The sequence below is a fragment of the Martinezella tropici genome (assembly GCF_003287875.1).
GTDB lineage: Bacteria > Pseudomonadota > Alphaproteobacteria > Rhizobiales > Rhizobiaceae > Rhizobium > Rhizobium tropici_C.
Genome location: NZ_QMKK01000055.1, coordinates 1 through 11,981 on the forward strand (window position 1 = coordinate 1; position 11,981 = coordinate 11,981).

Annotated in this window: 7 protein-coding genes and 1 pseudogene; 1 reads left to right on the plus strand and 7 read right to left on the minus strand. The window is 59.1% G+C overall.

Translation table 11 applies throughout. The features are described from left to right. Positions 1–10: 10 nt before the first annotated feature. The 3 genes from DQ393_RS29320 to DQ393_RS29330 form a co-directional block, all read right to left on the minus strand. Positions 11–1,192 (minus strand): Fic family protein, encoded by a 1,182-nt coding sequence (locus DQ393_RS29320; RefSeq protein ID WP_112342136.1) that lies wholly within the window; start codon positions 1,190–1,192, stop codon positions 11–13. An 871-nt stretch (positions 1,193–2,063) separates the two neighbouring features. Continuing rightward, positions 2,064–4,283: a bifunctional diguanylate cyclase/phosphodiesterase gene (locus DQ393_RS29325; protein WP_112345232.1), complete on the minus strand. Its 2,220-nt coding sequence runs from the start codon at positions 4,281–4,283 to the stop codon at positions 2,064–2,066. Between the two features lie 91 nt (positions 4,284–4,374). After that, complete coding sequence (locus DQ393_RS29330) at positions 4,375–6,090, minus strand: methyl-accepting chemotaxis protein (RefSeq protein ID WP_112345233.1); 1,716 nt, start codon at positions 6,088–6,090, stop codon at positions 4,375–4,377. Positions 6,091–6,545: 455 nt separating this feature from the next. On the opposite strand from DQ393_RS29330, the gene DQ393_RS29335 reads away from it, so the two are divergent. After that, positions 6,546–7,091: a glycine zipper 2TM domain-containing protein gene (locus tag DQ393_RS29335; protein WP_210209439.1), complete on the plus strand. Its 546-nt coding sequence runs from the start codon at positions 6,546–6,548 to the stop codon at positions 7,089–7,091. 555 nt (positions 7,092–7,646) lie between these two features. Here DQ393_RS29335 and DQ393_RS29340 read toward each other — a convergent pair. From DQ393_RS29340 to DQ393_RS33940, 4 genes and pseudogenes are all read right to left on the minus strand, one after another. Then, positions 7,647–9,245 (minus strand): MFS transporter, encoded by a 1,599-nt coding sequence (locus DQ393_RS29340; protein ID WP_112345235.1) that lies wholly within the window; start codon positions 9,243–9,245, stop codon positions 7,647–7,649. Further along, the gene (locus tag DQ393_RS29345) at positions 9,242–9,685 is read right to left on the minus strand and encodes a DoxX family protein (protein ID WP_112345237.1); all 444 of its coding nucleotides are present in this window, start codon (positions 9,683–9,685) and stop codon (positions 9,242–9,244) included. The genes DQ393_RS29340 and DQ393_RS29345 overlap by 4 nt, the downstream gene beginning before the upstream one ends. A 162-nt stretch (positions 9,686–9,847) precedes the next feature. Then, positions 9,848–11,830: an amidohydrolase gene (locus DQ393_RS29350; RefSeq protein WP_112345236.1), complete on the minus strand. Its 1,983-nt coding sequence runs from the start codon at positions 11,828–11,830 to the stop codon at positions 9,848–9,850. Beyond that, positions 11,830–11,981: pseudogene (locus DQ393_RS33940) on the minus strand (DUF1427 family protein); the annotation flags it as partial. The pseudogene DQ393_RS33940 and the gene DQ393_RS29350, both read right to left, overlap by 1 nt.

Sequence of the window (11,981 nt, forward strand, 5' to 3'; positions counted from 1 at the left end):
TTCGGTCCGTTCACGCGGCCGGGGGCAAGGGATCGGTGCCCTCACTCAGAATTGCAAGATATCGGCTATAGCTGAAAACTCTGCCGCGCTTGCGACCCGTTATTTCCTTGATGATGCCGAAGCGCTCCAAGTCTGCGAGCGCCGCGTTAACTGTGGGCGCAGATAGGGCTGTCTTCTGTACGAGCTGATTTGCTGTAAAGAACGGATTTTGCTGAAAGAGATCGTGAATGCGAAGCGCTGAACCCGCGCGATCGCTTTCGGTTGTGATCTGGTCACGGTCTTCCTTGAACACATCCACAATCCGCGTGACAGCGTCGAACGCCTGATTGGCGGTGTCGGCAACACCCGTGAGAAAAAAGTCGAGCCAGCCCTCCCAGTTGCCTTGTTCGCGGACTTCCTGAAGCAGCCGATAGTACTCTGCCCTATGTGTCTTCAAATAAAGACTGAGATAGAGCAGCGGCTTGCGCAGAACGCCGTTCATGCAGAGATAAAGCGTGACCAGGAGGCGGCCGATACGCCCGTTACCATCAAGGAACGGATGAATCGTTTCGAATTGGACATGCAAAAGACCGGCCTTGATGAGGGCGGGCAGTCGCGACCGATCTTCGTGCATAAATTGCTCAAGCGCCTTTAAGCAAGCGTCCATCTCCGTCACCGGCGGTGGCACGAAGAGTGCATTGCCAGGCCGTGTTCCCCCAATCCAGTTTTGCGAACGGCGGAATTCTCCAGGATTCTTGGTGCCGCCGCGCCCGCTTTGCAGCAATCGCGCATGCATTTCGCGGATTAGGCGTAGCGACATAGGAAAGGCTTCGAGCCGTTCCAGACCGTACATCATGGCATCGACGTAGTTGGAAACTTCACGTATGTCGTCGATCGGCTGTCCCGCCTGCGCTTCTGTCTCAAAACGCAGCAAGTCAGACAGCGTCGATTGCGTCCCCTCGATCTGCGAGGATAGAACAGCTTCTTTCCTGACATACATATAAAGAAACAGCTCCTGACGCGGGAGCAATACTGTGATGCCATCCAGGCGTCCGAGTGCTCGCTCCGCCAGGCTGAGGCGCTCCAACAGCGAAAGCACGTCAATGGCCGGCCATGGCGGCAATGGCGGCGGTACAAACGCTCGCACCTTTTCGCCGGCTGCGGATGTTTCTACAAAGCGTCCTAGCCGCCGAGAGCGTTCAGAATCAGACATGGCGATAGTATGATTTTCGATCGTTATTTAAGCAAGGGCCATCTCACTTAAATAAGTGGCAGACTAAGGTAAGCGGCCTTAAATAAGCGAGTTTCGGATCGTCCTTATGCTCTTGATAGGAATCGAACGGGCGAACCAGTCATTACAAAATGCCTCCACCTCAGGCTTTCCAAAGGCATGATCGGCTTTTCGGGCGCTCGCGCAGGCGGCCGCGCCGCCCCTTCCAGCGGACGAGCGATGGTTTTGTCCTAACTGACGAAGGTCAAGCCAGGTATGCCCATGCTATCTCCCTGGAAGAGGAAGACCATGCCATGCAGCGCCAGCTGGCGGGCAGCGTCGCAGGGTTATATAGCCTGTTCCGACCGGTTCAACACGACCGCCCAGCCGGGTCCTGACGGACTTCAGCCGGCTTCACCCGAACGTAATGGTGGAACTGCTGACGGACCTGCACCTCCACAGCCTTTTGCGGCGGGAAGCCGATTCCGTAATGCGCATCACCCCTTCGGTGAGCCGCAGGTGATTGCACGCGAGCTCGCAATCATTCCGTATCGTCTCTATGTAACCCCGGGTTTCTTTCCTTCGCGACACTCGCTCTTGTTTCCGGCGACATAAATCTTTCGACGCCCTATGAACGGCCGCGCCTGAATTTCCGCAGACCTTTTTGAGAGCCGAGATCCGGCACTTGACCAGGTTTGATCCGCGAGATCACCCCTGGGGAGCTTGAGACCCGCAATCCCGGGATCGCCAGCGGCAAGCGGATCGCGGTAGCTGTTGCATGTTCGAGAGCGCCTTTGATCGAAGTGAACGCAAAGTGAGCCCATCATGCGCGGATCGATCTAGGCATTCGCTTGCGACAGCCACGGTTGATCTCCTATCCGAGAAGGCGAACGCCTTCCCGCGTTCGTTCGAAGTTCCCGATGAGGTGTGGTTTCAATGCAGATAGGTATCTGCCGACCGCTTCGCGGTCCAGCGGCTTGCTGAACAAATAACCTTGGAGTGTGGTACAGCCCATTTCCAGTAAGGACATTGCCTGCCGGTGGGTTTCCACACCTTCCGCGGTGACCTTCATTTTAAGCTTCTGCGCCAAATTGAGCACCAGTTCAACGATCGCGAGGCTCGATTCATCGTCAAGCATGGTGTCGATAAAGCTTTTGTCGATCTTGATGATATCGACGGGTAGGCTCCGCAAATGTGTCAGTGACGCATAGCCCGTTCCAAAGTCATCGAGCGCTACAGCCAGACCTTTTTTCCGTAAACGCTGCAGCGTTGTTGCGACGGTGTCTTCCCAGCCCTGCAGGAACACTGTTTCAGTCACTTCAAGTACCAGTTTGTCCAGCGGAATGCCTCTCGACGCAAACGCAGCAACAATCCTCGTTTCCAGATCGCCCCTCATGAAGTCGGAGGCGCTGACATTCAGCCCGACTCTCCCGAAATCCAGTCCGCGGTCCATCCAGTCACGGATATCGGTCGCGACATGTTCGAGCATGCGTGTCGTGATGTGATGGGACACGCTCGAGTCCGTGAACGCCTCATGAAATTGCGCGGCCGACACGATTGAGCCGTCCGGGCGCTGCATTCTCACAAGCGCTTCAAACGCCCATACCTGACCGTCAGCACAACGAATGATCGGCTGGTAGTGTGGCACCATCCGATCTTCAGTGAGTGCCTGTTCCACCTCCCGGACGATCTGAATGCGATGGGCGATCGTCGAACGCAGGCTGGGCTGATAGTGGACGTAGCTGCCGCGCCGTGTTTCCTTGGCGTGATAGAGCGCGAAGTCCGCGTTTTGCGACAGTGTCGCTGCATCGATTTCACCTTCTGAAATTGCACCGCCCAAGGTTATCATCGGAGTTATCGTCGACCCACCGACCTCCAGTGGGCGGCCTATATATTCGATCAGATGTCGCGCAAGTGAACGCATGCCCTGCGCGTTTGCGGGTGCTTCCAGGATGACGCAGAACTCATCACCGCCGAGGCGAAATACCTTTCCACGCTTCCCGAGGCGCTCGTCCAGGCGTGACGCCACGCCTTTCAATAGCAGGTCGCCGGTTGTATGGCCGAGGGTGTCGTTGATTTGCTTCAAACGATCGACGTCGATCAGCAACAGACCGATGGAAGAAGCGTCCGCCGCTGCGAGCCTCTGCATATGCGCATTGTAGGCCGCCCGGTTTGCAAGGCCTGTAAGAGGATCGGCGTTTGCTGCCCGGAGCAGACGTTGCTCATAGCGCACTTTCTCGGAAACATCCTGAACGATGCCGAACAGGCGTCTTGGCTCGCCTTGCAGGCGTTCGATATCGCTCACAACGCGAATCCATCGTTCGTCGCCTTCCGGCGTGATGATGCGGTATTCTTTGTCAACTCCGGTGCCTGTTCCGTTCAGGACGTCGCGGATTCTGCGCCTGACGCTGTCACGTTCTTCGGGAGCATAGCAGCCGATCACCTCCTCCGAAGTCATACGTTTGCCGATCGGCAATCCCACGGTGCGGTATATCTGATCCGACCAGACGATCGCACCGGTGCTAAGGTCCATCTCGAAACCACCGATCTTGGCAGAGCGCTCGGTTTGTTCGAACCGCGCCTGCTTCAACTCCAGTTCACGTTGCTGCTCCTTCAGCAGGCTTTGCTGACGATGCTCCCGGACAAGGCCCATGATGACGCTCGCCAGACTATGGAGCTGTTCGAGATCCCGATCGCTGAAGCGGCGGATCTTGGTGTCGAGGACACAAAAGCCGCCGTAACACGTCTCCCCTTCCGAAAGCGGAACCCCCGCATAGAACTGGACGGAACAGTCTCTGACGAAAATGTTTCCGCAAAAACGGGAGTCTGCGCTGACATCTTCAACGACGAGCGGAGAGCCTGTTTCCACGACGTAACCGCAAAAGGAACGCTCGCGCGGCGCCTCCGCCAAAGGAAAGCCTTGCCGAGCCTTGAACCATTGCCGGTGCTCATCGACAAACGAAATCAACGCCATCGGCATATCGAACATACTGCAGGCAAGACTTACGATGGCGTCGAATTCCGCCGTCGGCGGCGTATCAAGAATGCTTGCTTCGTAAAGAAGGTTCAGCCTCTCGTCTTCTGTCAATGACATGCGACCTTACTCCTCGCAGTAGCGACTGAGTGGGACCCTTCATGGATCGTGGAAGCGGACGAACTTGCCGCTGAGGGGGTGTAAAATTACGTCACCTCATGGATGAGGCGCGCGGGGTGGGAAGCGCCATTGCTCGTCCCACTTGCCGCAGTGCTGAAGTCTGGGCTGTGCCGACACTGAACTGCGCAATCAGGGCACGCAGCCGGCCTGCTTCTCCAGCAAGCGCATTGGACGCCGCATTCGATTGCTCGACCATGGCAGCATTCTGTTGGGTCGTCTGGTCCATGGAATTCACGGCGGAGTTTACCTCGGCCAAGCCGGTCGCCTGTTCCTTGGCGGAGGCAGCAATCGCCTCCATATGATTGTTGATCTCGATGATGAAGTCTCCGATGGTTTTCAACGCCTGGCCGGCATCGCGTACGAGCTTAACGCCGCTTTCGACTTCGGAGGTGGACGTTTGGATGAGGCCCTTGATCTCCTTGGCCGCCTGCGCTGAGCGTTGCGCCAACTCCCTCACCTCCTGCGCGACGACCGCAAAACCCTTTCCAGCTTCCCCGGCGCGCGCAGCTTCCACGCCGGCATTCAGTGCCAGCAGATTGGTCTGGAAGGCAATCTCGTCGATCACGCCGATGATGTTGGAGATCTGCTGCGAGCTGTCCTCGATTTTTCGCATCGCCTCTTCCGCATGTGAAACCACTTCGGCGGACTCTACCGCGGATTGATTAGCCCGGCTTGCGACACCACGCGCCTCTTCGGTCCGCTTCGTCGAGCTGTTGACGTTGGCGGTAATTTCGTCGAGAGCGGCTGCCGTTTCCTCGAGGGACGCCGCCTGTTGCTCTGTCCGCTTCGACAGATCGTTCGCACCTGCGGCAATCTCGCGAGTGCCGGAATCGATCCGTACAGTCGTCTCGGCCACGGAACTGAGAGCCATGCCGAGCTTGTCGACAGCGTCGTTGAAATTCTTCCTAAGGCTTTCGAAGTCGGCTGCGAACGGCTGCTCCAGGCGAAAATCGAGCCTGCCCTCGGCGAGCTGGTTGAGGGACGAGCCGATTTCCGTAACGGCAAAAACCCTGTCCGTGACGTCGGTGGCGTATTTCACCACTTTGGCGACTTTTCCGTGCTCGTCGAGGATGGGGTTGTATGAGGCGTTCAGCACGACTTTCTTGCCGTTTCGACCGACGCGCGTAAATTCACGCGCCTGGAATCGGCCGCTTTTAAGCTCGCTCCAGAACTCAGCATAGTCGGAACTGGCGGCGTAAGCAGAGTCGACAAACATGCTGTGATGCTTGCCACGGATCTCGTCTAGCGTGTAGCCCATCGTCTTGCAGAAGTTCTCGTTGGCTGTAACGATCTCTCCCTCCAGGGTGAACTCGATGATGGCCTGCACACGGCTGATCGCAGCCATCTGGTTTTGATAATCCAGGTTGAGAAGGCGCTCCTTTGCATCAGCCCATTCCACCACAAACGCCTTCGTCTTTCCGCCTTCTATGATGGGCGTGACGTGCAGATCGAAGCTATGGCTGCCCACGCGGATGGTTGCGCTGTGGGGCTTCGTCAACCGCGCGAGCATGTCGCGCTGGTGCGACGGATTCTTGTGAAAAATATCGATATTGCTTCCGATCAAGGTATCGACGGCGAAGCGCGGGAGTTCCTTCTTGAGGTCGTGTTCGGCGGCCGTCAGCAGCTTGCGGACAGCGTCGTTCATATAAATAATGTTCAACTTGCTGTCGGCAATCATGACGTTTGCCTTGAGGCTGGCCAATGCTGCAAGTTGAGCCTTAGTATTACCACCGATCATTCCAATCATTTCACTCCTTTCGAAGCCGTTGCTTCAAGTTGAAATCTTGAGCGATCGACAGTTCAGCTGAACTCCACTCTCACGCATGCGGAAATATTTGCACTCTCCTATTAATGGCGCCTTAATGTTAACAGAGCTGTTGGCCGTGCCGGCGATCGATATCGATGGCGCCATCGCGGGCGCCGGTCAGATCCTTCCCGTTCAAGACGCCACGACGGCCCAGGTAAGCGATTGGCCGGCACAAGGAACAACGAAGAGCTGAGACTTCAGTGCGACCCTCTTCTATCATCACGAACAAACAAAACATTCGTCGATGGTGAACAGCACGAGTTGAGGCGCTCCGCGTCTCCCTATCCATTCTCCGAGCAGGATTTGCCGACACCAGTTCCAGGCATCTTAAGCAGTTGTTATTCATAATGTTCTACGGCTGGCGAAGTAAACTCTTGCCCCGAAGGACATATGAAATGTCACTACAAATAAAGCCTACCCGCCTTTCTCCGGTATACAAGAACTCGATTGCCACGATCACGCTGTTCTCCGCTATCGCAACGCTGCCCGTAGCCACCCATGCTCAGGACATGTCCATCATAAACGGCCAGAATGTTGGCGCGGTCGGTGGCGCTGTCGCCGGCGGGCTGGTCGGTCGCAAAGTCAGCGGCAAAAAGCACAAAACACTGGGCACGGTCGCCGGCGCACTCGGCGGAGCCGTCGTTGGTGGCGTGGCCGGTCGTATGATTGACGGCAACAACAACCGCGCTGCCGCACAGGCACCGCAGTATCAGCCCACTCCGGTTGTCGACCCCCAGTCCACGGGAAGCATCGCAAACGGTGGCGGCAATTCCTTGATCAATGGCCAGAACGTCGGTGCAGTCGGTGGCGCCATCGTCGGTGGCATCGCTGGAAACAAACTTGGCGGCAAGAAGCATAAGACCCTCGGAACCGTCCTCGGTGTTGTCGGCGGAGCCGTTGCCGGGGGTGCGGTCGGCAATATGGTCGCACCGCAGCAATAAGTGCTTGCATTCTTCCTCGCAGCGCCGGACCTGATCTGGCGCTGCCGCTCCCCTGAACCAACGTCGCGCTCTTCTCCTACAAAGCCATCCTGCGCACTTCGCCGACATTCGCTCGAAACAGCGGCATGATAACCCCGAGCCCCACAGCCGCGTACTCGGCCCGATTGACCTGACATTACCGGGCATTGACATAAAGCACCATCAATTGTCGGTCGCTGCTGAAGCTCCATCCCAACTTCAGTTTCCCTGGGGAGGCTCGTTAACCGGAACAATCCTGCCGGCTTTCCACATGTAAGATGAGAAGCTCGGTGGTATCTTGTTTCCCGTCGCCTTATCGATCTCCCGCCGGGATAGCTGCGCTCGGCCCTCGACTATCTCGCGCCGGACGCTTTTGAAGCCAGCCTCTCGCAACAGCGGCAAGAGACATCAGACGCAATTCACGGCCGGGAGAACTGTTACCGATTGCTGTCTCACCAAAGGGGTGCAGTCCATCAGCATAGTTCTCAAGATCACATGTTTGGGTGACGGCCGTAGCCGCCAGCCTTAACCTGTCCGTCACGCCGCCCACGGTCGATTGATCGTCAGGAAGTGACGGACAACCGGCTTGTCGGGACCGACATGGTAGGCCAGCACCTTGCCCTGCAGATCGGCGTCGGCGTTGGAAACCCGCTTGTGCTGGCGAAGATGTTCAGCCCAGGATTCAACCATGAACCACTCCACGATCTTCTCTGGGTCGGCCGAGTCCTCAGTGACGCCCCATCCGTAGGCACCGTCCCGGCGGCGTTCCTTGGAAAGATCGTCGAGGGCATGCAGGAATGCGCTCCGGTGCTGCGTCTCGGTCTTGTACTCGATCAGGATCAGAACCGGGCCACGGTCATGGGCAACGGGTTCGGCGACAAGAGGCTCGGGCCAGTGGTTCGACGGCACCAGGTCGGCATCGCCGGCCGGAAGCTTCACGCGGTGCATGATGAACCCGGCGATAAGCAGTCCGATAGCCCCGATGATCAAGGTGAACTGGATGCCGACAGCTTCGCCGACCGCACCCCACCCCAGACTTCCGGCAGTCATCGCTCCGTTGAAGACGGTCAGGTAAACGGCAAGCCCACGACCGCGCACCCAGTTGGGAAGGACGGACTGCGCGGTGCCGTTGAGCGTTGTCAGGGCGGTGATCCATGCACCACCGAGGAGGAGAAGGACGATGATCGCAACCCACTTCGGTGGAGCAAGAGCAAGGACTCCCATGACGGCGGAGGTGACAACCGCCGCGACGAGAAGCAGGCCATCGGAATTCAGGCGCTGGCGCAGCTTAGGCATCACCAAGGCTCCACCGATCGCGCCCGCACCGACTGCACCGAGCAGGATACCGTAGAAGCTGGCATCACCACCGAGCAGTTGGCGGGCAACGAGCGGGAGAAGAGCCCATACGGCGCTGGCGAAGGCGAAGAAGATCGCGGCGCGCAGGAGGACGACGTGCAGTGGCGTGCTCGAGCGGGTGTAGCGAAGTCCGGCTCGAAACGCCCCAAAGAAGTTCTCCTGGAGCGCGTCGTTTCCATTCTTAGCCCGCGGCCACCAGACGAGAGCTGCGATCACCACGATGTAGCTGGCAACGTCGGCGCCGTAGGTGATCCCGGCTCCGAATGCTGCAAGAAGCAGGCCGCCCGCGGCAGGCCCGATGGAGCGGGCGATGTTGATGCCGAGCGAGTTCAGCGCCACCGCGCTCTTCACGTCCTCGCGCTTCACCAATTCCGGAACGATCGCCTGCCAGGTCGGCCCCATCAGCGCGGCTCCAATCCCGCCGAGGAACGTCAACCCGATCAGAGCGCTGACCGAGAGTATGCCCGTCTGCGAGAGAAGCATCAGCGAAATACTGACGGAGGCCAAGAGCACCTGGACGGCGATCAGGAACTTGCGGCGATCGAGGATGTCGGTGAGAACGCCTGCCGGAATGGCAAGCAGGAAAACCGGCAGGGTTCCGGCCGCCTGGACCATGGCGACCGCGGCCGGCGATGCCGAAAGATCCGTCATCAGCCAGGAGCTTGCGACGTCGCGCATGAAGCTTCCGGTATTGCCAAGGACCGTGGCGATCCAGAGGACCGCGAAGACAGGCTGGGCAAGGGGTGCAAAGGTTCCCTCCGATGTTTTTGCGACGCTCATCTGCCCGCCCCCCTTGGGAAGTCGAATGTGGCGACGAAGACGAATGCGCCGGCGAGACCGAGATGTTCGAAGAAGGCGTTGGTCGCCATCATGCGGTCGATGCCGGGCGCCATTTCCCAGAAGCGCAGTGCGATGAAGGTTGCAAGAAGCGTAAAGCCAGCGAGCGCCAGGGCACCTGCCCAACGCAGGAAGCCTGAGATCACCATGGACGAAGCGGCAAGTTCGAAGACGATGACGGCCACTGCGAAGAAGGTGGCGGGATGGAGACCGAAATGATCCATCTCGGCCAGGGCACCGTTGAAGTCGAAGATTTTGGTGAGCGGACCTTGGACATAGGCTGCGCAAAGAGCCAACAGTGATACCGTCCGGATGACCGGAGAGCCGACGGCGCGTGCCAGACTGCTCCGGACTGGGTTGGACATATGAGATTGAAAGGTCATTTCAGCTCCTGCATGTTCGCCGTCGAGGCCGCTTTTGATGGAGCGATATTGGCTGGTAACCGCCACGCCAACAATTGCAGCAATAGTTTCGATTTAATTGCGGATTTGGCAATGATGAGGTGACGCTCGGGCGGCGGTGTGGCCGCCCGGGCTGGAGGCTGGTCAGACTGCCCAGCACGAGCAGCCGAGCGCACTGAAGAAGCCCTTGAGGTCGGCGACCGGAAGCTTCGAGGTCCAGGCACCAGCATGATCGTGGCCATGCACGCCGCAATCGGTGGCACATCCGCATGTGGAGATGGCGGTTCGGCGCAGCGAACGGGCACCCGCGCCTTCCGGTTCGCCCCAGGCCGCGTAGCCGCCGAAGCTGCGGACAGGAGACCAGTCCGGCATGGCGGGCGGGATGTCGTTCTCGTCGAGCGTCTTGAAGTCGCCTGCTCCATAGACGATCTTGCCGCCGACCATGGTCAGCTCCGAGACGAGGAAGGAGATCTCGTCCTCGGCGCAGGAGAAGAAGTCCTTGTCCGGCACCACGAGGTCGGCGAACTGGCCCTTCTCGATGCGGCCCTTCTTGCCTTCCTCGTTGGAGAACCAGGTGACCTTCTCGGTCCACATGCGCAGCGCCGTCTCGCGGTCGAGGCAGTTGGCGCGCGGGTAGAGCTGCATGCCGCCGACCGTCTTGCCAGTCACCATCCACGACAGCGAGACCCACGGATTGTAGGAAGCAACGCGGGTGGCGTCTGTGCCGGCCGAGACGTTGACGCCCTTGTCGAGCATGCGGGCGATCGGCGGCGTAGCCTCGGCCACGCCGTGACCGTACCGCTCCACGAAGTATTCGCCCTGGTAGGCCATGCGGTGCTGCGTGGCGATGCCGCCGCCGAGGGCCGCGATGCGGTCGATCGAGCGGTCCGAGATGGTTTCGGCATGGTCGAAGAACCAGTTCAGTCCTTCGAGCGGGATATCCTTGTTGACCTTCTCGAACACGTCGAGCGCACGCGAGATCGTCTCGTCATAGGTGGCGTGCAGACGCCAAGGCCAGCGGTTTTCTGCCAGAACGCGCACGACCTCTTCCAGCTCGCCCTCCATTTCCGGAGCCATCTCCGGACGGGGCTGGCGGAAATCCTCGAAGTCCGCGGCGGAGAACACCAGCATCTCGCCCGCACCGTTGTGGCGGAAGTAATCGTTGCCCTGCTTGTATTTGACCGAAGCGGTCCAGTTCAGGAAGTCCTGCTTCTCTTCCTTCGGCTTCTGGGTGAAGAGGTTGTAGGCGAGGCGCACCGTCATCTGGTTCTCGTCGGACAGCTTCTGGATGACGGCGTAATCGTCCGGATAGTTCTGGAAGCCGCCGCCGGCATCGATGACGCCGGTGACGCCGAGGCGGTTCAATTCCCGCATGAAATGACGGGTGGAGTTGACCTGGTAGTCGAAGGGCAGCTTCGGACCCTTGGCAAGTGTCGAATAGAGGATGCCGGCATTGGGCTTGGCCAGCAGCATGCCCGTCGGGTTGCCGTTGGCATCGCGGGTGATCTCGCCGCCGGGCGGGTTCGGTGTGTCACGGGTATAGCCGACGGCGCGGAGAGCGGCGCCGTTCAACAGGGCGCGGTCATAAACATGCAGCAGGAAGACCGGCGTGTCGGGCGCGACAGCGTTGATCTCCTCGATGGTCGGCAGGCGCTTTTCCGCAAACTGGTGCTCGGTGAAGCCGCCGACGACGCGCACCCACTGCGGTGCGGGCGTGATCGCCACCTGGCGCTTCAGCATGTCCATCGCATCGGCGAGCGAGCGCACGCCATCCCAGCGCAGTTCCATGTTGTAGTTCAGACCACCGCGGACGACATGGGTATGGTTGTCGATCAGGCCGGGCAGAACACGCTTGCCCTTGAGGTCGACGATCCTAGTGCCAGAACCAGCCAGCGCCATGATCTCGCTGTCGGATCCGACTTCCAGAAACAGCCCGTCCTTGATGGCGATCGCCGTCGCATTCGGATTGGTTCGGTCAAGGGTCGTCACGCGGCCATTGTGGAGGATCAGGTCGGGATGCATGGTGTCTACTCCGGTCGGGTTGGGATCGGCGGCGTTTGCCGGGGAGAAGAGGTTCGAGAACGCCAGGCTCGATGCGCCTCCAAGAAAGGATCGACGCGTCGTCATCAGCTTCGCTCCTCGGCATTGACCTTCGCCTGATGGGCAGTCTCGATACGATCGGTGCCTTTCGGCAGGTGGCCGAACATGTGCGGCTTGATCTGCTGCATCCAGGAGACGGCAGCCGGTTCCTTATTGATCAGCGTTTTGGCGAAAGGGA

Coding starts and splice junctions, on each gene's coding strand:
- DQ393_RS29320 (WP_112342136.1), bottom strand. CDS start 1,192: ATGTCTGATTCTGAACGCTCTCGGCGGCTAGGACGCTTTGTAGAAACA.
- DQ393_RS29325 (WP_112345232.1), bottom strand. CDS start 4,283: ATGTCATTGACAGAAGACGAGAGGCTGAACCTTCTTTACGAAGCAAGC.
- DQ393_RS29330 (WP_112345233.1), bottom strand. CDS start 6,090: ATGATTGGAATGATCGGTGGTAATACTAAGGCTCAACTTGCAGCATTG.
- DQ393_RS29335 (WP_210209439.1), top strand. CDS start 6,546: ATGTCACTACAAATAAAGCCTACCCGCCTTTCTCCGGTATACAAGAAC.
- DQ393_RS29340 (WP_112345235.1), bottom strand. CDS start 9,245: ATGAGCGTCGCAAAAACATCGGAGGGAACCTTTGCACCCCTTGCCCAG.
- DQ393_RS29345 (WP_112345237.1), bottom strand. CDS start 9,685: ATGACCTTTCAATCTCATATGTCCAACCCAGTCCGGAGCAGTCTGGCA.
- DQ393_RS29350 (WP_112345236.1), bottom strand. CDS start 11,830: ATGACGACGCGTCGATCCTTTCTTGGAGGCGCATCGAGCCTGGCGTTC.